The sequence below is a fragment of the Actinospineispora acaciae DSM 45401 genome (genome assembly GCF_000620785.1).
GTDB classification, from domain to species: Bacteria; Actinomycetota; Actinomycetes; order Mycobacteriales; family Pseudonocardiaceae; genus Pseudonocardia; species Pseudonocardia acaciae.
The window spans coordinates 976,849-1,002,041 of the sequence record NZ_JIAI01000001.1 but is presented as its reverse complement, the minus strand read 5'-3'; the positions used below and the strand labels follow the sequence as shown (position 1 = coordinate 1,002,041).

25 protein-coding genes are annotated in these 25,193 nt (G+C 71.9%); 13 read left to right on the top strand and 12 right to left on the bottom strand.

Going from position 1 to position 25,193, the window contains the following annotated elements; genetic code table 11:
• The first annotated feature begins 1 nt into the window (after position 1).
• The gene (locus N912_RS49540; RefSeq protein WP_051579649.1) at positions 2–2,350 is read left to right on the top strand and encodes a penicillin acylase family protein; all 2,349 of its coding nucleotides are present in this window, start codon (positions 2–4) and stop codon (positions 2,348–2,350) included.
• Here N912_RS49540 and N912_RS0104900 read toward each other — a convergent pair.
• From N912_RS0104900 to N912_RS0104890, 3 genes are read right to left on the bottom strand one after another with little or no spacing between them, the layout of a single operon-like run.
• Positions 2,295–3,839, bottom strand: a complete 1,545-nt coding sequence (locus N912_RS0104900) for an AbgT family transporter (protein WP_028921559.1) — start codon at positions 3,837–3,839, stop codon at positions 2,295–2,297. The two genes, N912_RS49540 and N912_RS0104900, sit on opposite strands and share 56 nt — an antisense overlap.
• An 18-nt stretch (positions 3,840–3,857) precedes the next feature.
• The gene (locus N912_RS0104895; protein WP_028921558.1) at positions 3,858–5,021 is read right to left on the bottom strand and encodes an NAD(P)/FAD-dependent oxidoreductase; all 1,164 of its coding nucleotides are present in this window, start codon (positions 5,019–5,021) and stop codon (positions 3,858–3,860) included.
• 9 nt (positions 5,022–5,030) lie between these two features.
• Positions 5,031–5,744 (bottom strand): GntR family transcriptional regulator, encoded by a 714-nt coding sequence (locus N912_RS0104890; protein ID WP_037062812.1) that lies wholly within the window; start codon positions 5,742–5,744, stop codon positions 5,031–5,033.
• 193 nt (positions 5,745–5,937) lie between these two features.
• On the opposite strand from N912_RS0104890, the gene N912_RS0104885 reads away from it, so the two are divergent.
• Positions 5,938–6,453, top strand: a complete 516-nt coding sequence (locus tag N912_RS0104885; RefSeq protein ID WP_028921556.1) for a hypothetical protein — start codon at positions 5,938–5,940, stop codon at positions 6,451–6,453.
• Here the strand turns inward: N912_RS0104885 and N912_RS49535 are convergent.
• The 3 genes from N912_RS49535 to N912_RS0104870 are packed head-to-tail and all read right to left on the bottom strand — an operon-like array spanning position 6,450 to position 9,419.
• Positions 6,450–7,406, bottom strand: a complete 957-nt coding sequence (locus N912_RS49535; protein WP_051579647.1) for a C-terminal binding protein — start codon at positions 7,404–7,406, stop codon at positions 6,450–6,452. The two genes, N912_RS0104885 and N912_RS49535, sit on opposite strands and share 4 nt — an antisense overlap.
• Positions 7,407–7,422: 16 nt before the next feature.
• Positions 7,423–8,178 carry an HpcH/HpaI aldolase family protein gene (locus tag N912_RS0104875; RefSeq protein WP_028921555.1) on the bottom strand — a complete coding sequence of 252 codons (756 nt, stop codon included), beginning with the start codon at positions 8,176–8,178 and terminating at the stop codon, positions 7,423–7,425.
• Complete coding sequence (locus N912_RS0104870; RefSeq protein ID WP_169747808.1) at positions 8,178–9,419, bottom strand: MFS transporter; 1,242 nt, start codon at positions 9,417–9,419, stop codon at positions 8,178–8,180. The genes N912_RS0104875 and N912_RS0104870 overlap by 1 nt, the downstream gene beginning before the upstream one ends.
• Positions 9,420–9,463: 44 nt before the next feature.
• On the opposite strand from N912_RS0104870, the gene N912_RS49530 reads away from it, so the two are divergent.
• Positions 9,464–10,141 carry a GntR family transcriptional regulator gene (locus N912_RS49530; RefSeq protein WP_084210591.1) on the top strand — a complete coding sequence of 226 codons (678 nt, stop codon included), beginning with the start codon at positions 9,464–9,466 and terminating at the stop codon, positions 10,139–10,141.
• A gap of 94 nt (positions 10,142–10,235) precedes the next feature.
• On the opposite strand, the gene N912_RS0104860 is transcribed toward N912_RS49530, so the two are convergent.
• Positions 10,236–10,694, bottom strand: a complete 459-nt coding sequence (locus N912_RS0104860; RefSeq protein ID WP_028921553.1) for a nuclear transport factor 2 family protein — start codon at positions 10,692–10,694, stop codon at positions 10,236–10,238.
• An 81-nt stretch (positions 10,695–10,775) separates the two neighbouring features.
• On the opposite strand from N912_RS0104860, the gene N912_RS0104855 reads away from it, so the two are divergent.
• The 3 genes from N912_RS0104855 (at position 10,776) to N912_RS49520 (ending at position 13,906) form a co-directional block, all read left to right on the top strand.
• Positions 10,776–11,351 (top strand): TetR/AcrR family transcriptional regulator, encoded by a 576-nt coding sequence (locus N912_RS0104855; protein WP_028921552.1) that lies wholly within the window; start codon positions 10,776–10,778, stop codon positions 11,349–11,351.
• Positions 11,352–11,553: 202 nt separating this feature from the next.
• Complete coding sequence (locus N912_RS49525; protein ID WP_064745202.1) at positions 11,554–12,594, top strand: carbon-nitrogen hydrolase family protein; 1,041 nt, start codon at positions 11,554–11,556, stop codon at positions 12,592–12,594.
• Positions 12,587–13,906 carry an MFS transporter gene (locus N912_RS49520; RefSeq protein ID WP_037062810.1) on the top strand — a complete coding sequence of 440 codons (1,320 nt, stop codon included), beginning with the start codon at positions 12,587–12,589 and terminating at the stop codon, positions 13,904–13,906. Before N912_RS49525 ends, N912_RS49520 begins: the two co-directional genes overlap by 8 nt.
• 4 nt (positions 13,907–13,910) lie before the next feature.
• Here the strand turns inward: N912_RS49520 and N912_RS0104840 are convergent, their stop codons facing one another.
• Together N912_RS0104840 and N912_RS0104835 are read right to left on the bottom strand one after the other, a co-directional pair.
• Positions 13,911–15,092 carry a mandelate racemase/muconate lactonizing enzyme family protein gene (locus tag N912_RS0104840; RefSeq protein WP_028921551.1) on the bottom strand — a complete coding sequence of 394 codons (1,182 nt, stop codon included), beginning with the start codon at positions 15,090–15,092 and terminating at the stop codon, positions 13,911–13,913.
• 1 nt (position 15,093) lies between these two features.
• Positions 15,094–16,257 carry a M24 family metallopeptidase gene (locus tag N912_RS0104835; protein WP_051579643.1) on the bottom strand — a complete coding sequence of 388 codons (1,164 nt, stop codon included), beginning with the start codon at positions 16,255–16,257 and terminating at the stop codon, positions 15,094–15,096.
• 72 nt (positions 16,258–16,329) lie between these two features.
• Between N912_RS0104835 and N912_RS0104830 the strand changes: the two genes are divergently transcribed.
• Together N912_RS0104830 and N912_RS49515 are read left to right on the top strand one after the other, a co-directional pair.
• Positions 16,330–17,235 carry a LysR family transcriptional regulator gene (locus N912_RS0104830; RefSeq protein WP_028921549.1) on the top strand — a complete coding sequence of 302 codons (906 nt, stop codon included), beginning with the start codon at positions 16,330–16,332 and terminating at the stop codon, positions 17,233–17,235.
• A gap of 73 nt (positions 17,236–17,308) precedes the next feature.
• Complete coding sequence (locus tag N912_RS49515) at positions 17,309–18,607, top strand: MFS transporter (RefSeq protein ID WP_156993164.1); 1,299 nt, start codon at positions 17,309–17,311, stop codon at positions 18,605–18,607.
• Here the strand turns inward: N912_RS49515 and N912_RS0104820 are convergent.
• The gene (locus tag N912_RS0104820; protein WP_028921548.1) at positions 18,586–18,777 is read right to left on the bottom strand and encodes a ferredoxin; all 192 of its coding nucleotides are present in this window, start codon (positions 18,775–18,777) and stop codon (positions 18,586–18,588) included. The two genes, N912_RS49515 and N912_RS0104820, sit on opposite strands and share 22 nt — an antisense overlap.
• A gap of 52 nt (positions 18,778–18,829) precedes the next feature.
• On the opposite strand from N912_RS0104820, the gene N912_RS0104815 reads away from it, so the two are divergent.
• Genes N912_RS0104815 through N912_RS65550 form a run of 3 tightly spaced genes read left to right on the top strand, consistent with a single transcriptional unit; the run spans position 18,830 to position 21,028 of the window.
• Positions 18,830–19,720 (top strand): alpha/beta fold hydrolase, encoded by an 891-nt coding sequence (locus N912_RS0104815; protein WP_028921547.1) that lies wholly within the window; start codon positions 18,830–18,832, stop codon positions 19,718–19,720.
• 34 nt (positions 19,721–19,754) lie between these two features.
• A complete protein-coding gene (locus tag N912_RS0104810) occupies positions 19,755–20,231 on the top strand; it encodes a nuclear transport factor 2 family protein (protein WP_028921546.1) in 477 nt (158 codons plus the stop codon).
• Positions 20,228–21,028: a MerR family transcriptional regulator gene (locus tag N912_RS65550; protein ID WP_028921545.1), complete on the top strand. Its 801-nt coding sequence runs from the start codon at positions 20,228–20,230 to the stop codon at positions 21,026–21,028. Before N912_RS0104810 ends, N912_RS65550 begins: the two co-directional genes overlap by 4 nt.
• Here the strand turns inward: N912_RS65550 and N912_RS0104800 are convergent.
• A complete protein-coding gene (locus N912_RS0104800; protein WP_028921544.1) occupies positions 21,025–21,858 on the bottom strand; it encodes an urea carboxylase-associated family protein in 834 nt (277 codons plus the stop codon). The two genes, N912_RS65550 and N912_RS0104800, sit on opposite strands and share 4 nt — an antisense overlap.
• On the bottom strand, positions 21,858–22,550 hold the full coding sequence (locus N912_RS0104795) for a GntR family transcriptional regulator (RefSeq protein WP_028921543.1): 693 nt from the start codon (positions 22,548–22,550) through the stop codon (positions 21,858–21,860). Before N912_RS0104795 ends, N912_RS0104800 begins: the two co-directional genes overlap by 1 nt.
• Before the next feature lie 121 nt (positions 22,551–22,671).
• On the opposite strand from N912_RS0104795, the gene N912_RS0104790 reads away from it, so the two are divergent.
• Together N912_RS0104790 and N912_RS0104785 are read left to right on the top strand one after the other, a co-directional pair.
• Entirely contained in the window at positions 22,672–24,036 is a 1,365-nt protein-coding gene (locus tag N912_RS0104790) for an MFS transporter (protein WP_245645179.1), read from the top strand.
• A complete protein-coding gene (locus tag N912_RS0104785) occupies positions 24,033–25,187 on the top strand; it encodes a M24 family metallopeptidase (protein ID WP_028921541.1) in 1,155 nt (384 codons plus the stop codon). The genes N912_RS0104790 and N912_RS0104785 overlap by 4 nt, the downstream gene beginning before the upstream one ends.
• Positions 25,188–25,193: the final 6 nt, after the last annotated feature.

Sequence of the window (25,193 nt, the reverse complement as noted above, 5' to 3'; positions counted from 1 at the left end):
CATGACCGAGTACGTCCTGCCCGGGCTGACCGGACCCGCCGAGATCGTGGTGGACCGGTGGGGGATCCCGCACATCTACGCGGGCAGCACCTACGACGCGTTCCGGGCGCAGGGCTTCAACGCCGCGCGCGACCGGCTGTGGCAGATCGACTTCTGGCGCCGGCGCGGGCTGGGGCGGCTGGCCGAGGTGTTCGGCGCCGAGCACGTGGAGCGCGACCGCGCCGCCCGGCTGTTCCTCTTCCGGGGCGACATGCACGCCGAGTGGCTGGCCTACGGCTCGGACACCAAGCGGGTTGCGACCGCGTTCGTCGAGGGCGTCAACGCCTACGTGCGGCTGACCCGCGACGACCCGTCGCTGCTGCCCGTCGAGTTCCGCGAGCTGGGCTACCTGCCTGCGCTCTGGGAACCCGCCGACGTGGCCCGGATCCGTAGCCACGGCCTGTTCTACAACCTGCGCGAGGAGGTCGCCAGGGCGCTGGTCCTGCGCGACTTCCCACCCGAGGTGGAGGCGCTGCGGCGGCGGCGCGAGCCCGAGCGGCCGCTGTGCGTCCCGGACGGGCTGGACCTGAGCCTGATCCCGGACGACGTGCTGCGGGTCTACGACCTGGCCACCGTCCCACCCGAGTTCGGCCCGACGGCTGGCGTGCCCGCGGGTGTGCCGCCGGAGGGCAGCAACAACTGGGTGCTCGCCGGCGCCCGCACCGCCACCGGCCGCCCGCTGCTGGCCAACGACCCGCACCGGACTGCCGAGGCGCTGCCCGGCCTGCGCTACCTCGCGCACCTGTCCGCGCCCGGGTTCGACGTCATCGGCGCCGGCGAGCCCGCGCTGCCGGGCATCTCGATCGGGCACAACGGAAGGATCGCGTTCGGGCTGACGATCTTCCCGGTCGACCAGGAGGACCTGTACGTCTACCGGACCAACCCGGACAACCCGCGCGAGTACCGCTACCGCGACCGGTGGGAGCCGATGCGGGTGGAGCACGAGACGATCCCGGTCCGAGGCGGCGACCCGGTCGAGGTGGAGCTGCTGTTCACCCGGCACGGGCCGGTGATCTACACCGACGAGGCGCGGCGGACCGCGTTCGCGGTGCGGGCGGCCTGGCTGGAGCCGGGCATGGCCCCGTACCTGGGCAGCATGGACTACATGCGGGCCCGGGACTGGGACGAGTTCCTGGCCGCGATGAACCGCTGGGGCGCCCCGCCGGAGAACCAGGTCTACGCCGACCCGGCCGGCAACATCGGCTGGAAGGCCGGCGGGCTGACCCCGATCCGGCCGAACTGGGACGGCGGGCTGCCGGTGCCCGGGGACGGCCGCTACGAGTGGGCCGGGTTCTACGACATGGACGAGCTGCCGGGGGAGAGCAACCCGGAGCGCGGGTTCATCGCCACCGCGAACGAGATGAACCTCCCGAAGGGCTTCCCGCCGGAGCGGCACATCACCTACGACTGGTACGCCCCGTACCGCCGCCAGCGCATCGACGAGGTGCTGTCCGGGTGCAGCGAGGCCACGGCGGCGGACATGGTGGCGCTGCAGAGCGACTTCGTGAGCGTGCCGGCCCGGCGGATCGTCGCGGCGGTGTCCGCCCTGGAGCTGCCGCCGGGCCTGGACGGGCTGGACCTGCTGCGCGGCTGGAACGCCGACCTGCGCGCGGACTCCGCCGCCGCGGCCCTGTTCGAGGTCTGGTACCGCCGCCACCTGCGGCCGGCGCTGGTCGGGCGGGCGCTCGAACCGCTGGTCGGCCCGGACCGGGTGGCCGAGACGCTGGCCCGGATCGTGATCGCCGAGGACCAGCTCGCGGACGCCAGGGTGGACCTGGGCCTGGTCGAGAACGCGGGGCCGGCGCTGGCGGAGATCGTGTCGACCACGCTGCCGGCGGCCGTGGCCGAGCTGGAAGGCCTGCTCGGGACCGACCGGGCGGCCTGGCAGTGGGGGAGGCTGCACGTCGCCCGCCCGACCCACCCGCTGCGGCCGCTGCTGACCTCGGTGCCGCCGGAGCTGACCGCCGCCGGGCCGGTACCCCGGGGCGGCAGCGGGGACACGGTCGGCGCCACCTCCTACGGCCCGAAGTTCGTCCAGGCCTCCGGCGCGACGTTCCGCATCGCCGTCGACGTCGGCGACTGGGACTCCTCGCTGGTGATGAACGCGCCGGGCCAGTCCGGCCGGCTCGACGACCCGCACTACACCGACCTGGTCGGGCCCTGGTCGCGGGGCGAGGCGTTCCCGCTGGTCTACAGCAGGGAGCGGGTCGACGAGGTGGCCGAGCGGGTGATCTCACTGCACCCGCCGAGCACCGTCACCTCAGGTGCACGCCCGGCCCCAGGGGGATCCCCAGGCCGTACCAGACCATGAAGTAGGCGGACCACGCGACGAGGATGACGGCGGCGACGGGCACCGTGAAGGACATCAGCGTGCCGATGCCCGCATTCTTCCGATACTGCTGCACGTACCCGAGCGCAAGCACGAAATAGGCGTTCATCGGGGTGACCGGGTTGGTGACCGAGTCGCCGATCTGGAACGCGACCATGGCGGCCTCGGGCGCCATGTTGATGTACATCATCATGGGAACGAGAATGGGAGCGAGGATCGACCACATCGCCGAACCGCTGGTGATCAGCATATTGAGGACGCTGATGGCGAGAACGATGGTCAGCAGGATGACGGCATGAGGCGCGCTCAATGAGCGCAGGAGGTCGGCGCCCCCGACGGTCAGGACGGAACCGACGCCCGTCCACTTGAAGTAGGCGAGGAACTGCGAGACGGCAAAGAAGAGAACGATCACGGGCGCGACCCGGCTCACGCCCTCCGCCATGATCTTCGGGATCGCCGACAACGACAGAATGGAACCCACCGTTCGGCCGTACACGATTCCGAGCACCGTGAGCAGCAACGCAATGAACACGCCGATGTTCAACACGACCACCGACTGGACGATGCTGCCGTTCTTGCCCCGCAGCGGCGAACCCGGCATGAGCAGCATCGCCGAGACGGCGGCGACGAAGAGCAGGAAGGTGATGCCCGAGAGTCTCAGAGCACGCCGTTCGACGGGCGTGAGATGGACGTTCAGGGCCTCCCGCTCGGCCTCGTCGCCCACGGGGTCCTCGACGAAGTCGCTGCGTTTCGCCAGGACGAACTCCACGACCAGCGTGATCATCGCCGCCAGGAACAGCGACGATGTCGCGGAGAAGAAGTACAACGCGACCGGTGTGACGACGTAGTTCGGGTCGACGGTCTGGGCGGCCGCGGTCGTCAGGGCCGTCCGGACGGCGTCGCCGGGAGTGACCAGGGGGCTGGCATTGAAACCCGCCGACGTCGACACATAGGCGACCATCACGCCGAGCACCGGGCTGCGTCCCGCCGCGCGGAATGCCAGCGCGCCGAGCGGAATCATCACGAGATACGCCGAGTCGCTCATGATGTGGGCGATCATTGCGGAGAACGCGATCGCGAACGTCACCCAGCGCGTGGGGAGGCGGACCACCGTCACCCGTAGCAGGGCCGCGAGCAGGCCGCTCTGCTCCGCCACGCTGACCCCGAGGAGGACCACGACGATAACAACCATCGGCGGAAACGCCGCGAAGTTGTCCAGCGCGGACTCGGCGGCAAAGGCGATGCCGGTGAATGACAGCAGGTTCTTCACCGCAACGACCTGGCCGGAGTCCGGGAGAATGACCGAGACGCCGAGCAGTGACAGCACAAGGCTGACGACCCCGAGAACTCCGGCCAGGATCCAGAACAGCCAGAACGGATGGGGCAACCTGTTCCCTACTCGCTCGATCACGCCGAGCATTCGGAACAGGCGGTTCAACTCGCCGTGATCGACAGTGCTGCTTCTTTGCATCGCTGTTGTCCGATCCGTTTATTGTTCGCCGAGCCTCGTGGCGCGCGTGATGTTGAGCTCCGACCGCCGCACACCGGCGAACCGGGTGGGGCGGAAGGCCTGGAGCAGGTCCTGGGTGTGATCGTTGACGATCTCTGCCGCGGCCAGGCGTCCCAGCAGCGGCGCAAGGGTGATTCCGCTGTGCGTGACCAGGCAGTAGACCCGCGACCTCTCGGAGGCGTAGCCGGCAATGGTCTGGCCGTCGGCCGGCATCGACCGGATCGCGACCCGCGGCTCGATCTCCGGCGATGGGTTTCGCTCGGTCATGAGGCGAGAGAACCGCTGGACGATGGCGCGCGCGATCTCGCAGTCCGCCGACAATGGCGCTTTCGGGTCGACGCCGGAATTCAGGTTGAGGGCCTGCACGACGGTTCGCCCGTGTGCCGCCGGGCGGAGGTTGAGGGACGGGGTATGGACGACACACCGCAGGTCGACCCTTGGTGACGTCACGTATCCGAGAAGCCCGACAATCGGAGAACCCCGCCGGATGTCGGTCATCATGGGAATATCGAGCCCGGACCGTGTTGCAAGATCGTCCGTCCACCGTCCGGTGGCGAGGACGACTCGATCCGCGGTGCGGGTCTCCCCACCGGCCAGTACGACCCTCGAACCACCGGGATCGTCGTGAACCGCGACGACCTCGCCGACAGAGATCTCGGCTCCGTGCCGACGGGCGTCGGCGAGCAGGTTCGACAGCAGCCGCTCGGGAAGCACATACCCTTCGTTGGGGAAATGCGCCATTGCAGTGATCGAATCAGGAATCCGTATGTCTCCGGCAATCCGGACGGCGTCTTCACGCTCGACCCAGTGGGCCGGATAGTCGAGCGACCGCAGCCGCTCGACGCTGCTCACCAGCCACGACTCGTTCCGGGAGTCCGCGCAGTGCACGCTCCCGGTGGGGAAGTAGGCCTGGGGGCCGCCCAGCTCGTGGGCAAGCTTCGCGTGCTCCTCCATCCCCGCAACGTTCAGCCTGAAATAGTCCGGATCAAGCTTTCTGTTCGCGTTGACCCAGGCGAAGGTTGTCGCCGTCGTGCCGGTTCCCGGTCCCCACTGGTCGAGCAGGTGGACCCGTTCACCGGCCATCGCGAGTGACCGCGCAACGCTTGCGCCGAGTATCCCGGCGCCAACAACAATGACCTTCATGTCGACCTTTCAGATGGCGGAGAAGGGCAGCTCCACGAAGAACTGGGCTGCTCCCGGGCGAACGACGGTGGCGACCACTTCGACGGCCGTGCCGTCGCTGTTTCGGGCCTCTCTGCGTCTCATCAGGGAGGCCGCACCGGTCGGACTGTCCAGCAGGTCGGCGTCGTCGTCGTTGAGGCTCACCGGGTCGAGGTAGATCCGGAGCGTATCGATCGCGACACCCCTGTCGCGGAAGTAGCGCATGCTGACGAAATGCTCGAGGTCCTCGTCCAGCACATCGGGGGCGACCGAGAAGAGGATGACGTGGCGCTCGACGGAGCGGGGCCGCTCGTACACATCGAACTTGAGGCGAACCAGCTCGACCACCGCCGTGTCGGCCGAGGCGCCGGGCAGGGCCAGCACCGCATCGGCGGCCCTGACGACCTTTGCCGAGATGACCTGGTGCCTGCCGGGGACACCCTTCTCGGCCATCTCGGGCACGGCGAAGTTGAGCAGGTTGACCTGCGGCCTGTCGTCGGCCACGAACGTCCCGTGTCGCCGCCGCCGGACGACCAGACCCGCGTTCGCTAGGTCGTTGAGGACACGCTGGGCCGTGGCGCGGCTGACCCCGTACAGACCGCGCAGCTCGCTCTCGGTCGGCACCCGAGCGCCTGGAGCGAGCGATCCCGAACGGATCTTCTCCTCCAGCTCCCGCCTGATTCGCTCGTACAGCGGCAGGTCCATGATTTGACCGTACAATTAGCGTCTTCGACCGGTCAATAGGTCGGGTGGTGTTCGCTGACAGGAGGTGTCAGCGGAGCGCGGTTGGCGTCCGCGCACGCCGTACGTCGAGACCGCCTAGACGGCTTTGCGCCCAACCGATCTCGCGGCGCGCGGGTCGGTATGGGTGTATCCACCCGACCACCGAGGAGCTGGGATGACCAACGAACCGCCCGCCGGCCCGGCCGCCGAGTTCCTCGCCAGGGTGCGCGCCGCGGCCGAGGGCACGCCGTACGCCGTCACACCCACTCCGAACGGCTTCGACGTCGGCATCGACCTGACGCACTTCAGGTGGGTCGGCGGCTTCCGTAACCGCAGGCGGGTATGTATCCACCGGGTCAGGCTGGACGAGCGGGCACAGCGGTTCTCGATACGAGATGATCTCTACCGGCTCAGCTGGCCGGACGGAATGCCGAAACTCACCTTGGGGACGTTCGAGTCCGGGCGGGTTCGCCGCAAGTACTGGCAGTACACGTTCGGTCAAGACGGCGTCCAGGGCACGGAGACGTACGACACCGAGGAGGGGCGGCGGCTGATCACCGACGCGGCGAAGGAGCTGGGTTGGCAGGGGAGCCGATCCGGCGCTGAGCGGTTCGCCCTGGCCATGGGGGTCATCGGCGGCGCTGTCGGGCTGGTCGTCTGCCTCGGACTGCTGATCGCGTTTCTGGGCTAGTTCACCGCGTGCCTCGGCCGCTCGCCCGACAGCACCGACGACACGTCCAGGAACGCCGTGCGCCTGGTCTCGGCGTAGGAGTCGGCGGAGTAGTGCGCGGTGTGCGGGGTGAGGATGACGCGGTCCAGGCCGCGCAGCGGGCTGTCGGGGTCGAGCGGCTCGCCGTCGAACACGTCGAGGCCCGCGCCGGCGAGGTGCCCGGAGGCGATCGCGGCGGCCAGCGCGGCCTCGTCGACCAGCCCGCCCCGGGAGACGTTGACCAGCACCGCCCCGGGCGGCATCCGGCGCAGCGCCGCCTCGTCGACCAGCCCCCGGGTGTGCTCGTCCAGCGGCACGTGCAGCGACAGGATGTCCGAGGTCTCGATGACCTCGTCCAGGGTGACCGGCTCGACGCCGCGGGCGCGGATCGCGGCGTCGTCGAGATGCCTGTCGTACGCCGTGACCCGGAACCCGATCGCCGCCGCGGCCTCGGCCACCCGGACGCCGATCCTGCCGAGCCCGACGAGCCCGAACGTCTGCCGGGAGGGACGGCGAATGCCGGCGCCCGGCCCCTCGAAGTCCCACCGGCCGGCGCGGACCGAGGCGTCGTACAGCGGCAGCCGTCGCGCCAGCGCCAGCGCCATCGCCAGCGCGTGGGTGGCCACCTCGGTCACGTTGGCGGCGGGCACGTGGGTGACGCGGACGCCGCGCGCGGTGGCCGCCGCGACGTCGATGGAGTCCAGCCCGACCCCGAACCGGCCGATCACCCGGCACCGGGTCAGCTCGCCGAGGACCCGGGCGGTGATCGGCTCGCGCAGCACCAGCAGCCCGTCGGCGTCGCGGCAGTTGTCGATCAGTTCGTCCTCGGTCAGGTAGCTGCCCTCGCGGAAGCCGATGCCGCGCTCGGTGAGCAGCGCGATGTCCTCGGGCGAGCTGGCGAGCACCCCGTCGGTCTTGACGACGAGCTTGTCCAAAGCTGTCCTTCCTCGGTCAGGTGGTCCGGTCCAGCCGGGCGCGGGCGTCCCGGGCCGCCGACGCGGCGCCCTGGGCAAGGAACACGACATCGGCGGCGAGCAGGAAGAACCGCACGCCCCGCGCGGCGTGCTCCGCCACCGCCGCCGGATCCGCGGCGAAGATCCCGGTGGTCGCACCGGCCCGGTCGGCGGCGCCGAGGATCTCGTCGATCGCGGCGCGGTGTGCGTCCGATCCGGGCGCCGCCCCCAGCGAGACGGACAGGTCGCCGGGGCCGACGAACACCACGTCCACGCCCGGGGTCGCCGCGATGTCGAACGCGTTGCGCACCCCGGTCGCCGTCTCCACCTGGACGACCAGCAGCACCTCGTCGTTGGCGCGCGCCAGGTAGTCGGCGATCGCGCCGCCGTAGCGGGTGGCGCGCCCCGGGCCGGCGCCGCGCGCCCCGACCGGCGGGTAGCGCACCCTGCGGACCGCCTCGGCGGCCTGCTCGGCGGTCTCCACCCTCGGCACCACGACACCCCGCGCGCCGGCGTCGAGCACCCGCCCGATGGCCGGCCCGAGCTCGGGCACCCGCACCAGCGCCGGGGTCGCGGTGGCATCGGCGGCGCGGACCAGGTTCTCGATGTCCGCGATGCCCAGCGCGCCGTGCTCGGCGTCCAGGCAGACCGCGTCGAACCCCGCCCAGCCCAGCGTCTCCACCGCCGAGGCCGCGTTCACGCCCGCGAACGTCCCGAGCACCGGTCCCGCCGCCAGCCGGGCACGCAACGACATCAACGCCGACCTCCCTTCGCGAGCGCCGCCACGGGCCGGGCCATTCGGATGGTGACGAACGTGAGCAGCCCGCCCAGCAGGACCGGGAGGCCGAACAGCGCGAGCCCGAGCTCGAAGCTCCCAGTGGCGTCCCGGATCCAGCCGTTGAGGTACGGGCCGACGAAGCCGCCGAGGTTCCCGAACGAGTTCGCCATCGCGGTCGCGGTGGCCGCCGCCGCGCCGCTGACGAACGTGCGCGGCAGCGACCAGAACCCGACGGGCGCGCAGTAGATGGCCGCCGCGCCGACCGAGAGCAGCACCAGCGCCGCCGCCGGCTGCCTGGTGAACGCGCCGGCCACGAACGCGGCGGCGGCGACCAGGCAGGGGAGCACGGCGTGCCACAGCGTCTCACCGCTGCGGGCCGAGCTGCGCCCCCAGGCCAGCAGCCCCACGGTGGCCACCGCGAACGGAACAGCGGTGAGCCAGCCGGTCAGCCCGATGCCGACGTCGAACGAGCGGATGATCTGCGGCAGCCACAGCACCAGCGCGTAGCTGCTGGTCATGATCAGCAGGTACTGCAGGCACATCAGCACGGACTGCGGATCTCGCAGCGCGGTGCGCCAGGAGACCGGCCGTGCCGGCCCGGCGCCGAGGCCCTCGCGCAGCGCGCGCCGATCGGTCGCGCTCAGCCAACGGGCGTCCTCGATGCTGTCCGGCAGCGCCCGGAGCAGCACGAACGCCAGCAGCACCGCCGGGATGCCCTCGATCACGTACACCCAGCGCCAGCCCCAGGCCTGCATGATCGAGGTGGCCAGCGGGGCGCCGACCGCGTTCGCCAGCGGCCCGAACGCGGAGAACAGCGCGAGCACCCGCGCGATGTTCCGCCCGTCGAACCACTGGTACAGGTAATAGACCACGCCGGGAAAGAACCCGGCCTCGGCCGCGCCCAGCAGGAACCGCGCCAGGTAGAACGTGACGTCGTTCTGGATGAACGCCATCCCGACCGAGATGACGCCCCAGGTCACCATGATCCTGGCCAGCCATCGCCGGGCCCCGAACCGCTCCAGCGCGAGGTTGCTGGGCAGCTCGAACAGGAAGTACGCGACGAAGAAGATCCCCGCCCCGAACCCGTAGGCCGCGGCCGAGAGGCCCAGCTCGGCGTTCATGGTCAGCGCGGCGACGCTGACGTTCGTGCGGTCGATGATGCTGACGAAGAAGCAGACGCCCAGCAGGGGCACCAGCCTGCGAACGGCCCTGGTCACCGCGGCGGAGTACATCAGGCACCCACCGGACTACCCTCGGTGCGGTGCCCCGCTCCGTGTCGACAGTCGCCACCTTCGCCCCGGTGCGCGCCGGCCTGCTGGTCAGCGACATCCACGCGCGGATACGGGAGGCCATCCTCACCGGCCGGGTCGCCCCCGGCCAGGCGCTGCGCGACTCCACGGTCGCCGAGCAGATGCGGGTCAGCCGCTCGCCGGTCCGCGAGGCGCTGCGGATGCTGGAGCAGTCCGGGCTGGTCACGAAGGAGCCGAACAAGCCCTATGTCGTGGTCGAGTTCGACGCCAACGACGTGCGCGAGCTGGCGGGCATGCGCACCGCGTTGGAGACGCTCGCGGTCCGCCTGATCGTCCACCGGGGCGAGCCGACCTCCGGGTTCGGCGACGAGCTCGACGCCCTGCGCCGCGCCGTCGACGGCGGCGAGGCCTCGACGATCGTGCGCGCCGACCGCCGGTTCCACCGCGCGGTGGTGGACGCGGCCGGAAACAGCCGGCTGACCAGCAGTTACGACGGGCTGCGGGACCAGATCGTGCTGGCCATGCTGAGCACGGACGCCCCGGCGCGCGGCCATGTCGGGCTGGTGGAACGGCACGTCGAGCTGGCGGCGCTGCTCGCCGAGGCGATCACCTCCCGGGACGCGACCGAGGTGGTCGCCCGGTTCGAGCGGCACATCCTGGACGGCATGGACTGCGCTGGGCTGTTCTGACGGTTCCAATCCCGGCTCCGTTCGCGTGGTCGGGCGCGCGGTGGGGTCAGGATGACAGATTCGACCGTCAAGTGTCGACAGTCGCCACTAGCTTTTACTGGATCGGCAGCAGCAGGCCGTGCTCCTCGGCGGGACGGGGGCCGTGGATGCGCCGGTCGGCGGCCTCGATGCGGACGTCGTTGATGCTCGCCTCGCGCCGGCTCATCAGCCCCTCGGGGGTGAACTCCCAGAGCTCGTTGCCGTAGCTGCGCCAGTACCGGCCGTCCCGGTCGTGGCACTCGTACTGGAAGCGCACGGCGATGCGGTTGTTCCGGAACCCCCACAGCTCCTTGCGCAGCGCGTAGTCCAGCTCGCGGTCCCACTTCTGGCGCAGGAACTCCACGATCTGTGCCCGGCCCTCGACGAACCGGTCGCGGTTGCGCCACACGGAGTCCTCGGTGTAGGCCAGCGCGACCTTCTCCGGGTCGCGGGTGTTCCAGGCGTCCTCGGCGGCCTGCACCTTCTGCCGGGCGGTCTGCTCGTCGAACGGGGGGAACGGCGGTCGCGGGCTCATCGCGTCAACTCCCTACTCTAGAGAACGGTCGTTCTCGTATCCTAGAGAACGCCCGTTCTCCGACGCCAGAGGGAGACTGCCGTGGATCACGCCGAGGCCACCTCGCGGCTGCTCGACGCCGCCGACGCGCTGTTCTACGACCGGGGCATCCAGGCGGTCGGGATGGACGAGATCCGCGCCGCGTCCGGCGTCTCGCTCAAACGCCTGTACCGGTGCTTTCCGTCCAAGGAACGGCTCGTCGTCGCCTACCTGCGGCGCCGTGACCTGCGGTGGCGGGAGGACCTGGCCGGCTTCGTCGAGCAATGCGGGCGGCCGGACGAACGGGTGCTGGCGGTGTTCGACTGGCTGTACGAGTGGTTCTCCCGGCCGGGGTTCCGGGGGTGCGCGTTCCTCAACTCGTTCGGCGAGCTCGGGGCCACCGCGCCGGCCGTCGCCGAGGCCGCCCGCGACCACAAGCACCTGCTCCAGCGGTACCTGACCGGGCTCGCCCGCGACACCGGCACCCCCGACCCCGCCGCACTGGCCGCCCAACTGCTCGTCCTCATCGACGGCGCCATCTCCGTAGCCGCCGTGACCGCCGACCCCACCGCCGCCCACCACGCCCGCACCGCCGCAAAAGCCCTGCTCAGCGGCCGTGAGTGGTTAGCGGGGCTATAGCACCGCTAACCACTCACGGGTCGTGAGCAGGGGTTTCAGGGCCGGTCGGTGTCGAGAAGGGTCGACATTGGGCGTCGGTGTCGGGCCATTGACGTCGTGCTGTTCGGTCTTTACCCTCCGCGCACCCTACGGGCGATCGGGACATTGTTGTCGGGATCCGTCGACAACTTGTCACGACGCTCACGGACCCGACGGAGGCGTGATGTCAACGATCGAACTGCCCACGGTGTCAGTCGCGGCGGTGCAGGCGGCGCCCGTCTTCCTGGACCTCGCCGCCACGCTGGACAAGCTGGAGGCGCTCGTCGCCGAGGCCGCCGGCCAGGGCGCCGAGCTGGTCGTCTTCGGCGAGAGCTTCCTGCCGGGGTTCCCGATCTGGAACGGCGTGCTCGCGCCGGTGGACCAGCACGACTTTCACGAGCGGCTGGTCAGGGAGTCGATCACGGTGCCCGGCCCGGAGACCGAGCGGCTGGGGCGGCTCGCGGCGCGGTTCGGGGTCACGCTGTCCGTCGGGGTCAACGAGCGCAACGAGGCCAGCCTGGGCCAGCTCTGGAACTCCAACCTGGTCTTCGACCCCACCGGCCGGCTGGTCAACCACCGCCGCAAGCTGGTGGCCACCTGGTACGAGCGGCTGACCTGGTCGCACGGCGACGCCCACGACCTGGCGCCGGTGCCGCTCGGCGGCTGGCACCTCGGCGCGCTGATCTGCGGCGAGAACACGAACACCCTCGCCAGGTTCACGCTGCTCGCGCAGGGCGAGCGGCTGCACATCGCCACCTACCCGCCGTCCTGGCCGTTCGACGGCAGGACCGAGGGCGGCGACTACGACCTGCCGGAGACCATCCGGCTGCGCGCCGCCGCGCACTCCTTCGAGGGCAAGGTCTTCACCGTGGTCGCGGCCACCGCGCTGGACGACCGGGCGGTCGCCGAGGTGGCCGCCGGCGACGCGCGGATCGAGAAGATGCTCCGCGCGCACCCGACCGCCTCGATGGTGATCGGGCCGGACGGGCGCGCGGTCGCCGGGCCACTGCACGGGGACGAGGGGATCCTGCACGCGCGGGTGAACCTCGCCGACGAGATCACCGCGAAGCAGGCGCACGACATCGTGGGCACCTACAACCGCGCCGACATCTTCCAGCTCACGGTGGACACCCGCCGGCACACCCCGCTGGCGCGGCACACCGGCCCTTCCGGCTCATTGCGGCTCACCGACGCCGACCCGGAAGGCGGCTCCGGCGATGAGTGAGACAACGGCCGTCGCGTCCGCCGGCCCGGCCGAGCGGCAGGCCCGCCGGCGGGCGCTGCGGGCGGCGATGTTCGGCTTCTTCGTGGACATGTACGACGTCTACCTGCCGGTCATCGCGCTCGCGCCGGCGATCACCTACTTCACCGCCAGCGGGGCCAGCGCCGTCCAGATGACCACCATGAGCGCGGCGATCTTCGCGGCCTCGCTGGTGGGCCGGCCGCTGGGCTCGGTGATCTTCGGCGCGATGGGCGACCGGCTCGGGCGGCGGCGGACCACCATCGTGGTCGCGGCCGGGTTCAGCGTGTGTACCGGGCTGATCGCGCTGCTGCCCGGCTACGCCACGATCGGCGTGATGGCGCCGGTGCTGCTGGTGGCGTTGCGGCTGCTGGACGGCGTCTTCCTCGGCGGCGAGTACACCGCGGCCAACCCGCTGGCCATGGAGTACGCGCCCCGGGAGAAGCGCGGGGTGTACGGCTCGCTGCTCAACGTCGGCTACCCGGCCGCGCTCGGCGTGATCACGGTGCTGACCATGATCCTGCTCCAGGTGATGCCCTCGGACGGGCCGCAGTCGGCGTACGCGGTCTGGGGATGGCGGATCCCGTTCGCGATCGGCTTCGTGCTCTCGGCCGCGATCTTCGTGTACTACCTGCGGTCGGTCCCGGAGTCGGAGCTCTGGACGAAGATCCCCAAGCCGGAGCGCCCGCTGCGGACGCTGTTCTCCGGCCGGCACCTGCGCTCGCTCGGGCTGGCGTTCGTGGTGGGCACCGGCGCCTGGCTGACCCTGGACGCCACGGTCGGGGTGTTCGCCAGCCACTTCAAGGGCCTCGGCGGCAGCCCGGCGGTGATCAACTCCGCGATCCTGGCCGCCGCGATCATCGGGGTGGTGCTGTTCCCGCTGATCGGGGCGGCGGGGCAGCGGCACGGACGCCGGCGGGTGTTCCTGGTGATCGGCGTGCTCAACCTGGTCGTCGCCCCACTCTTGCTGGCCGCTGCGATCGCCCGGCCGCGCGGCACCGTGACGCTGCTGGTGTGCGGTGGGCTCGCGCTGGTCGCGACGCTGGCGGTGTGGTCGATGATCTCCGCGTACATCATGGAGATGTTCCCGACCCAGGTGCGCTCGTCCGGCTACGGCATCGCCTACAGCCTGCCCAGCGTGATCCCGGCGTTCTACCCGTACTACATGCTCGGGCTCTCGGCCTTCATGCCGTACGGCTACACCCCGGTGGTGCTGCTCGCGCTCGGCGGGCTGTTCCTGATCGTCGGATCGTGGCTGAGCAGCGACCTGCGGCACGTCGAGCTGGACGACGCGTAAACGCTCATGCCTTGGGCAACGCCGGGGCCGTCGCGCTGTCCCGGTCGGTGAAGGCGAACCGGTCGGCCCCGCAACGGTAGAGCTCGGCGTACCGCGCGACCTTGTCGGGATCGAGCTCGACGCCGAGGCCGGGGCCGGTCGGGACGTCCAGGCACCCGTCGCGGTAGGCGGCCGCCGGTCCGCCGAAGCCGGCGGTGACGTCGTCGGAGAGCAGCGCGCCGTAGGCCTGGTTGGCGTACCGGAAGGTCGGGGTGGCGGCGATGACGTGGGTGGCGGCGGCCAGCGCGACCCCGAGCTCGCCCAGGCTGTGCTTGACCACGGGCAGGCCGGCCGCCTCGCACAGGCCGGCGGAGCGCTTGAGGTTGAGCAGCCCGCCGTCGGCCTGGTTGTCGACCGAGATCGCGTCGGCGGCCCCGGCGCGGATCACCGCGAGCTGGTCGTGCCTGGTCCAGCTCGCCTCGTTGGCCAGCAGCGGGGTGTCCACCCGGCCGCGGACGTAGGCCATCTCGGCGAGGTTGCGGCCGGACACCGGCTGCTCGACCAGCTCCAGGCCGTACGGCTGCATCGCGCGGACGGTGCGGACGGCGGTGCCGGGCGACCAGGCCTCGTTGGCGTCGACCCGGATGCGCGCGTGCGGGCCGGCGCCGTCGCGCAGCGCGGCGACCCGCTCGACGTCGGCGGCCGGGTCGTCGTGCACGGCCTTGAGGTAGCAGGTGCCGAACCCGGCCTCGGTGGCCCGGCGTCCCTCGGCCGCCACCTCCGCCGGCGACACGCGGGCGACGTAGTAGAAGTACTCCACCCGGTCCCGGAACCGGCCGCCGAGCAGGTTCACCAGCGGCTGCCCGCACACCTTGCCGAGCACGTCCCAGCAGGCCATCTCGACGGCCGCGATGGCCGGGCTGCTGGCCCGCACGTGGTGCCAGGTGCCGACCAGGTCGATGCGGTGGATCATCCGCTCGATCGCCAGCGGGTCCTCGCCGACCACCAGCGGCTCCAGGGTGCGGAAGACCGCGTTCACGACGTCGGCGCTGGGGTAGGCGGCGGCCTCCCCGAGCCCCACCACGCCCTCGTCGGTTTGCATCTCCAGCAGCACGCTGACCTGCCCGGACCGCCGGCCGAACGCCCACGCCTCGTCGACGCGGTAGGGCACCGCGACGGTGGTGGTGCGCAGCTTGCTGATCCGCATCTCAGCCGACCACCGTGAGTCCCCGGGGCACCGTGGTGAGCAGCTCGGCTCCGGCCGGCGTGACCAGCGCGGTGTCCGAGACGACGTGCCCGACCGGCCGGGTCACCCACGACATCAGGTGGAACGTCATGCCCGCCGCGACCGCCACCTCACCACCCGGGCGGATGCCCAGCACCTGCCCGCCGCCGACCCAGCTGGGCGGGAACCCGATCCCCACCAGGTACCCGCAGTGGTGGCGCAGCGGCCAGGCCGGCGACGGATGCCCGGCCACCGCGCGCTCCCAGGCCGCGTACACCTCACCGGTACGAACACCGGGGCGCAGCGCGTCGCGGGCGGCGACCAGGCCGGCGAGCGCCGCGGCGGCGGCCTGGTCGGCGCCGTCCGGGGCGTGCCCGACGTACACCGTGCGGCTCAGCGGCGCGTGGTAGCGGCGCACGCTGGCGGACAGCTCGAAGAACCACCCCTGACCGGGCCGGACCGGGCCGTCGGACCACGACACGTGCTCCTGGTCGAGCATCGAGGTGGGCCGGATCAGCGGGGCGAACCCGGGCGGCTGGCCACCGTCCGCGATCATCGTCCGGTACACCCCGGCGGCCACCCGCCGCTGCGGCACGCCGGGCCGCAACGCCGCGAGACCGGCCGCCATGGCCCGGTCCGACAGCCTCGCCGCCCGCCGGACGTGGTCGATCTCGCCGCCGGACTTCACCGCGCGCTGCCCGGCGAGCAGGCCCGATCCGTTCGTCCACCGCAGCCCGGGCAGCAGCGCGACGAGTCGGGCGGCCGTCGAGGGCGGGAAGAACATCGAGTCCTCGTCCAGCGCGACGGTGGCGCCGGCCTCGACCACCTCGGCGAGCACGGAGGCGGCGGCCGGCGCGGCGGGCTCGTCCTCGCCGAACACCACGTGCCGGCACCAGGGCACCTGCGCGCGCACGGTCGGGCGCTCCATCGCGCGGGTGACCAGCGTCGGCGCACCCTCGCGCGGCACCACGAGCAGGGTGAACGCGAAGTAGCCCAGATGGTCCAGGCCGGTCAGGTAGTAGACGTTCTCCGGGCTGGCCACCGCCACCGCCGCGAGCCCCAGCCGACGCATGCTCGCCCGAAGCGCCCGGATCCGCTCGGTGTGCTCCGCCGCGGTGTCGTCGAGGTTCAGCGCGCCGACCGTCACCCGCCCAGGGTCGCGTCGAGATGACAGTTAGCACAACCAAATGTTTCTGACGAGTACCGTTAGCCTGGCTGAATGCTGGACGTGCACCGCCTCCGCCTGCTGCGCGAGCTCGCCGCCCGAGGCACCATCGCGGCCACCGCCCGGGCCTGCGCGCTGACCCCGTCCGCGGTGTCCCAGCAGCTCACCCTGCTGCGGCGGGAGGTGGGCGCCCCGCTGTTCACCCGGGACGGCCGGGCGCTGGTGCTGACCGAGGCGGCCCGGGTGCTGGTCGAGCACACCGAGCGGATCCTGGCCGAGCTGGAGGCCGCGCGGGCCGGCGTCGCCAGGATCGCCGGCGGCATCGGGGGAGTGCTCCGGCTGGGTGCGTTCCCCACCGCCGCCAGCTCGATCGTGCCCGGAGCGATCGCGGCCTGCCGCGCCGCGCACCCCGACCTCGACGTGCGGCTGGAGGAGTGGGAGACCGCCGACGGCCTCCCGGCGCTGCGGTCCGGCCGGCTGGACATGCTGCTGGTCTACGAGTTCGACCTGCTGGCCAGGATCGCCGACCCCGGCGTCACGCTGACCCGGCTGGTGACCGAGTCGCTGCTGGTGGCGGCGCCCGAGGCGCTGGAGCTGCCGCGCGGCCCGCTCTCGCTGGCGACGCTGCGCGACCAGCCGTGGATCGTCCCGCGCAGCGACGGCGCGCTGCGCGCCACCGTGGAGCGGGCCTTCGGCATGAGCGGGTTCGCGCCGAGGCTGGACTACGTCAGCGACGACTACACGGTGATCCTCGCGCTGGTCCGCGCCGGCCTGGGCGTCTCGCTGGTCCCGCGGCTGGCCACCGAGGGGCTCACCACCGGCGTGCGGATGCACCGGCTGGACGAACCCCGGCTGACCCGGATCGTGTCGGTCGCCGCCCGGGCCGGTACCGAGCAGGCACCGAACGTCGCGACCCTGACCGCCGCGCTCCAGGAAGCGGTCGCCCGGCTGAACCATTGACATTCGTCCGATGAATTGGACAGGGTGACGCCCTCGACTCATCCAGCCCAGCGTCGCGTTGGAGGAGAAAGACATGCCCGACCCCGTCGACTCGCGCACCCGGTCGTCCTGGATACCGCGAGGTCATCCGATCTCCTGGTGGACGTTGCTGATCACCACCGGCGCGATCCTGATGACCTCGATCGACGGCGGCATCCTGCCCGCCGTGCTCCCGGCCATCTCCGAGGAGTTCGGCCTGAACGCCGCGCAGGGCGGGTTGATCAACTCGGTGTTCTTCGCCGGGCTGATCGTCGGCGGGATCGCGGCCGGCTGGATCTCGGACCGGATCGGCACCGGCTACCGGCGGACCTGGACCTGGAACGTGGCGATGCTGATCGGCATCATCGGCGGCGCGCTGACCTTCGGGTTCAGCGGCGGCTTCCTGGCGTTCCTGCTGCTGCGGATCCCGATGGGCCTGAGCCGGGGCGGCTCGGAGCCGATCAACGTGGCGCTGGTGGGGGAGTGGTGGCCCAAGGAGTACCGGGGCTTCGCCGTCGGGGTGCACCACACCGGCTTCCCGCTCGGCCAGTTCGCCACCGGCGCCCTGATCGCCGCCGTGCTCGGCGTGGCGGGCTGGCGGGAGGCGTTCCTGCTCATCCCGCTGCTCGGCATCCCGATCATCATCGGGCAGGCCTTTGTCGGTACCCGGCGCAACCAGGAGCGGGTCTACCGCTGGATCGACGACCGGGGGCTGACCCGGCCGCTGCCCGAGCTGTCCACCCGCCCGCCCAGCGGGTTCTGGGCGCCGGTCCGGGAGGCGATGCGCAGCCCGAACGTCAGGTGGTCGGTGCTGTTGATCTTCCTGTTCCTGTGGGGCGAGGCGGGTGCCGTGACGTTCCTGACCACCCAGTTCGTCCAGCACGGCATGTCGGCCGGGCAGGCCGCGCTGCTGGCCGGCGCGTCCGGGCTGACCGGGTGGGTCGGCCAGGTGGTCTGGGGCACGCTGTCCGACCACACCGGGCGGAAGTTCGCGCTGCGCTTCCTGATCGTCGGCTGGGCGGTCTCGCTGCTTGCCATGATCGTCATCACCGACCCGACCAGCGCCTGGATCGTGCTGCTGTTCTGGGGGCTGTTCCGCAACGCGCCGTTCCCGGTGGTCTACGCGCTGTTGATCGACTCGGTGCCGAGGACGGCCGGCACCGCGATGGGCATCATGATCGGCGTCGCGCTCGGCGTCTCCGGGCTGTTCGCCTCGGCGGTGGCGGGGTGGATCATCGACGGCTGGGGCTTCACCGCCCACTACGTCGTGCTCGCCGCCGTCTGCCTGCTCGGGTTCGTGCCGCTGGCCAGGATCACCGAGACGGTGACCCGTCACTCCAGCCGCAGCGCCTGAACGGGGCAGACGTCCACGCCCTGTTCGGCGGCGACCTCCTTGCCCGGCGGCACCTCCTTGCCGACGCCGATGTCGCTGTACCCGTCGTCGTCGAGGGTGAATAAATCCGGATCGACCGTGTTGCACTGACCGTGCGCTTCACACACCTGGTTGTCGACGCTGACTCGCATGTCCTCACCGGCTCTCGTGTGTCGGACCGCGCCTGACAGGAAGGAACTCTACGTGTTCGAGGGGTTCGACGAGTTCGACATCGAGACGGCCGGAACCACGATCCACGGCCTGCGCGGCGGCGCCGGACCGCCCGTCCTGCTGCTGCACGGCATCCCGCAGACCCACCTCATGTGGCACCGGGTGGCGGCCCGGCTCGCCCAGCGGCACACCGTGGTGGCCACCGACCTGCGGGGTTTCGGCGCGAGCGGCAAGCCGGCGAGCACCCCGGACCACGCGCCGTACAGCATGCGCGAGCTGGCCCGCGACCAGGTCGAGGTGATGGCCGCGCTCGGGTACGACAGGTTCGCCGTGGTCGGGCACGACAGGGGCGCGCGCTGCGGCTACCGGATGGCGCTGGACCACCCGGGCGCCGTCGACCGGCTCGCGGTGCTCGACATCGTCCCGACCGGCGACGCGTTCGGCCGCGCGGACAAGGACTTCAGCCTCGGCTTCTGGGTCTGGTCGTTCCTGGCCGCGCCGGAGCCGGTGCCGGAGCGGCTGATCGCGGGCGCGGCGGACGTGCTGGTCGACCACATGCTCGACACCTGGTCGGAGGTTCCGGACGTGTTCCCGGCCCAGGTCCGCGCGGAGTACATCGCGCGGTTCTCCCACCCGGACACCGTCCACGCCATCTGCGAGCAGTACCGCGCGGCGGCCACCCTCGACTGCGCGCACGACGAGGCGGACCGGGGGCGGCGCCGCATCGCCTGCCCGGTCCTGGCCCTGTGGGCACGCGACGGTGCCGTGGCGAGCTGGTACGAGCCGCTGGAGGTGTGGAAGGGCTGGGCCGACGAGGTGCGCGGCGGGCCGGTCGCGGCCGGGCACTTCATCCCGGAGGAGGCGCCCGAGGAGACCACCCGGCGGCTGCTCGACTTCCTGGCCCAGCCCGGCCGCAGGCCTTGACCCTCAACCGACTCGAGGCCTCACGATCGCTGCCATGACCACCACCCCACCCACGGTTGCCCATCGCTTCGCGACGGCCTTCAACACCCGCGACGTCGAGCGGCTCGTCAAGGTCTTCACCCCTGACATCGCGTACCACGACCTGTTCTACGGGGTCTTCGAAGGCCACGCCGGCCTGCGGGAGCTGTTCACGCGCATGTACGCCGAAGGCACCCACCACGAATGGACCATGACCAGGGTTGCCACCGGCGAGCACAGCACGATCGGTGAGTGGCGCTTCGAGTTCACCCTCAGCGACGCCGTCCCGCATGGCGCCGGCCGCACCCTGCGCTTCCCCGGAGTCTCGGTGTTCGAGACCCGAGGGGACCGCTGTCACACCTACCGCGAGTACTTCGATCGCACCGCCGCCCTGCTCGCGGTCGGCATCGCCCCGGGCTCCGTGGCCGGCATCGTGCGCCGCCGGCCCACCATCGAGGTGGCGATGCCCGAGTCGGGGACCCTGGTGCGGTGACCGACGACGAGTGGCTGCTGATCGCGGAGTTCGCCCGGCGCTGTCGGCTGCCGGTCTCGACCCTGCGCTACTACGACCGCGTCGGGCTGCTGCGACCGGCCGCCGTGGACCCCGACAGCGGCTACCGCCGTTACCACCGCAACCAACTGCCCACGGCGGTGACCATCGCCCGATTCCGCGCGATCGGCACCGCGCCCGACGACATCGCCCGCATCCTGCGCGGGGGCGAGTCGGCCACCTCCGCGCTCGCCGCCGAGCGCCGTCGCCTCACCGACGAAATCACCGAGCGCGCCCACGCCCTCGCCCAGCTGTACCTCGCCGAGCCGTGCGGCACCGACGCTCCACGGCATCTGGACCTGCCGGCGCGAACGGTTCCGGCCCTGGGATTCACCGCGCCCGCCCGAGGGCTCGCGTCGGCCATCACCCGCGGCATCGCCATCCTGCGATCCCGGCTGCGGCACCACCAGGTCCTGCCCCCGAGACCGACCTGGGGCGCCCTTCTTCCTCTCGATCTCGACGACGAAGTCGCCGGCTACGTGTTCGCGCGCACCAGCACGATCGTGCCGGACCCCAGGCTCACCTCGGTTTCGCTGCCTGCCGGCCCAGCGGTCGAAACGACCCACCACGGCGCACACGACCAACTCGCGTTCGCCTATGACCGCGCCCTCACCGCGGCCCACCACAGTGGACAGCGGCCCGCCGAGCCCGTCATCGAGGACTACCTCCCCGCCCGGTACGGCGCTCGGCCCGCTACCCGCATCAGCGTGCCGATCAAGCACCTACCTGGTCCGGCCTAGTCCGGCATCCGCATCCCGTGCACGTTGCGGTACGGCGCCGGCTCCGGTGGCGTCCAGCCGGCGAGCAGCGCCTCGTCCACCCGGTGGACCTCGACGCCGAGCGGGCGGCACACCTCGCTGGGGTCGCCGGCGTCCGGCCCCCAGAGGGGGATGCTCAGGTCGCCGCCCGGACAGGTGGACAGCGCGCACAGCAGGTCGATCTCGGCGAAGAACTCCAGGAAGTCGCCGCGCTTCGCGGGGCAGGCCTTCATGAAGTAGCGGTCCTCGTCGTTGAGGCCGGTGCACTGGAAGACGTTGAGCACGTCGTGCACGTCCAGCTCGGTGAGCCCGTACGGGAGCACGGCGCGGGTCAGGTTCGAGTGGCAGTGGAAGTCGAAGTCCTCGCCGGTCAGCAGCCGGTTGACATAGGGGTCGCAGCGGGTGCCGAGCAGGTCGTGCACCCGGCCGCCGTGCTCGTCGGGACCGTAGCCGGCCAGGGTGTCCTCGGTGATGGTCAGCAGCGGGCGCAGGTAGGGCAGCGTTGACCAGATGCGGTCGTGGGTGGACACGTGCGCGCGCTGCAGCTGGCGGGTGCGCGAGGCCCACATCCGCTCGCGCGGGTTGTGCCGGTTCCACACGTTCAGGTCGCCGACCTGCGGGCCGTCCACGGTGACGATCCGGCAGACCGAGCCGGCCGGCACCTCCCAGGCCCGCCCGGAGCGGGGCGGGATGACGAACGACTCGACCTGCCGGCGCCGGTCCTGGGCGCTGGCGATCCGCCGGTAGAACGATCTGTCAACCGTGAGCGCGCCGCCGGCGCCGGGCTGGTAGGCGGCGGGGTAGGAGCCCATCACGCGCCCCGCACGATCGGGGTGGCTCCGGCGCCGGCGCCCTCGGCGACCAGCCCGTGCACCATCCGCTCCGAGGCGTCGAGGTAGTCGCGCAGCGCCCGGCCGGCCGCCGCCCGGTAGCCGGCGTGGATGAGGTCGCAGATCTCCCTGTCCAGCGCCACCCACCGCTGCTGGACCCGCCGCTCGTCGGCCACCACCGCGAACGCCAGCCGCTGCTGGGCGGTCACGCCACGGAAGAACGCGTCCAGCATGGGGCTGCCCAGGGTGGCCACCACCGCGCAGTGGAAGCGCAGGCTCGCGGTGCCCACCTCGCGCCAGTCCCCGGCGGCGGCCGCCCGCTCGGTCGCGCCGACCGCTGCCTCGATGGCCGCGAGCGCGGCGGCCGACGCGGCGCCGCTCTCCTCCACGGCCCGCAGCTCGATCGTCCGCCGCACCGCGTAGATGTCCCGGATCCGCTCGGACGACATGGTGTTGACCACCGCGCCCTTGTGCAGTCGCTGGCTGACCAGGCCCTCGGTGGCGAGCAGGCGCAGCGCCTCCCGCAGCGTGTTGCGCGACACTCCGAGCTCGGCGGCCAGGGTGACCTCGCGCAGCGGGGTCCCGGGTGGGAGTGCCCCGGTCACGATGCCGTCGCGGAGCTCATCGGCGGCGCGTTCGGCGGTCGCCACCGCCACGTCCAGAGAACCGGTCATGCCGGCATCCTAGGAGCTTTGTTCAACAAACACCAAGCATCGACCACTTGAACGAATCTCTTGACAGTAGTTGTTGAACAAATTTACTGTGCCCTGCATCACCTGGTGAGAGGGCGGCGTCATGCGGCAGCGGGCGGACAGCACCGGCACCGGCACCGGCACCGGCATGGACGAGGCGCCGCTGACCTGGTTCCATCGCCGCCTGACGTTCTACTCGGCGGGCGGCCCGTTCCTGGACGGGTACGTGCTGGGGATCATCGGCCTGGCGTTGACCCAGGTCGTGCCGCTGTGGCAGCTCAGCGCGGTCTGGCAGGGGATGCTCGCGGCCTCGGCGCTGGTCGGGATGTTCGTGGGCGGGCTGGTCTTCGGCTACCTCACCGACCTGATCGGCCGGCAGGCCATGTACACGATCGACCTGGGCCTGATCGCCGTCGGCTCGGTGGCGCAGTTCTTCGTCGAGGGACCGGTCTGGCTGCTGGTACTGCGGTTCCTGGTCGGGCTGGCGATCGGCGCGGACTACCCGATCGCCACCTCGCTGCTCGCCGAGTTCACCCCGCGCCGCCACCGGGGGAGCATGCTGGGCTGGCTGACCACCATGTGGGCGGCCGGCAACACGGTCGCCTACCTGGTCGGTGACGCGCTCGCGTCGCTCGGCCCGGACGCGTGGCGCTGGATGCTGCTGTCCCCGGCGGTGCCGGCGGCCGCGCTCATGCTGGCCAGGATCGGCACCCCGGAGTCCCCGCGCTGGCTGCTGTCCAAGGGCCGCACCGAGGACGCGCGCGCCGCCCTGCGCAAGGCGCTGGGGCCGGCCGCCGAGCTGGGCGACCTGCCCGTCGAGCCCGGGCACACCAGCCTGCGCGGCCTGGTGGCCAAGGGCTACCTGTCGCGGACGATCTTCGTCGCGGTGTTCTGGGCGTGCTCGCTGTGGCCGGTCTACGCCATCTACGCGTTCGGCCCCGCCCTGCTGCGCGCGCTCGACCTGGACGACGACGCCCAGGCGAACATCGGCTCCGCCGCGATCGGCATGTTCTTCCTGGGCGGCTGCGTGCTGGCCACCCTGGTCGCCAACCGGGTGCGGCGGCGCTCGCTGCTGGTCTGGCCGTTCGCGGTGGCCACCGCGGCGCTGCTGGTGCTCGGCGTGGCCCCGACCGCGCCGGTAGGGGTGCTCGCGGTGCTCTTCGCCGTCTACGCGGTCGCCATCGGCGGTCCGACGATCATGCAGTGGATCTACCCCAACGAGCTGTTCCCGACCGCGATCAGGGCCACGGCGGTCGGGCTGGGCACCACCGTGAGCCGGATCGGCGCCGGGCTGGGCACCTTCGTCACGCCGATCCTGCTGGAGCGCGCCGGCGCCGGGGCGACCATGCTCATCGCCGGCCTGGTCTGCGCGGTCGGCCTGGTGGTGTCGGCACTGATGGCCCCGGAGACCCGCGACCGCGACCTGCACCAGGCCAGCGCGGTCGGGCCGCACGGGCTGCCGAGGTGACCGTCCGGGGGTTTCCGGCCGCCGAGTTCGAGGACCGGGTGGCCCGCGCCCAGCGCTACCTGCGCCGGGACGGGCTGGACGCGCTGCTGGTGACCTCGCCGCAGCAGGTGCGCTACTTCACCGGCTTCGACACCCAGTTCTGGGAGAGCCCGACCCGGCCCTGGTACGTGGTGGTGCCCGGCGGCGGTGCGCCGGTCGCGGTGATCCCGGAGATCGGCGAGCCCGGCATGCGGGCCACCTGGGTCACCGACGTGCGGACCTGGCCGGCGCCCAACCCGAGCGACGACGGGGTCAGCCTGCTGGCCGCCACCCTGCGCGAGCTGGCCGGGCCGGGCGGCACGGTGGGCGCCGAGCTGGGCCGCGAGCTGCAGCTGCGGATGCCGGTGGTGGAGCTGCGGGAGGTGGCGTCGCGGGCGCGCGTGACGGTGGTGGACGGCTCGGCGGCGATCCGGAGCTGCCGGCACGTGAAGTCCGAGCTGGAGATCGACAAGATCCGGCACGCCTGCCGGCTGACCTCGGACGCCTACGCCCGTGTCCCCGGCCTGCTGCGCGCCGGGGACACCGAGCGCGACCTGGTGCAGCGGCTGCGCGCCGAGCTGGTCACCGGCGGCGCGGACGCCAGCCCGTACCTCATCGGCGTGGCCGGGCAGGGCGGCTACGACAACATCATCATGGGCCCGACGGACCGCCCGCTGGGCACCGGCGACGTGCTGATCATCGACACCGGCACGGTGTTCGACGGCTACTTCTGCGACTTCAACCGCAACTGGGCCATCGGGCGCGCCGACGACGCGGTGCGCCGGGCCTACGACGCGGTGTGGCGGGCCACCGAGGTCGGCATCAACGCCGCCCGGCCGGGGGTGCGGGCCTGCGAGGTGTGGCACGCGATGGCCACCGAACTGACCGGCGCCGGCTCCTCGGGCAACAACGTGGGCCGGTTGGGCCACGGCCTGGGCCTGCAGCTCACCGAGCCGCCGAGCAACCACCCCGACGACCGGACGGTGCTGCAGGCGGGCACCGTGCTGACCGTCGAGCCGGGCATGGAGTTCGCCCCCGGGCTGATGATGGTGCACGAGGAGGACATCGTGGTGCGCGACGGCGGCGCCGAGCTGCTCACCACCAGGGCCGAGCCGCACCTGCCGATCATCTGACGCGCC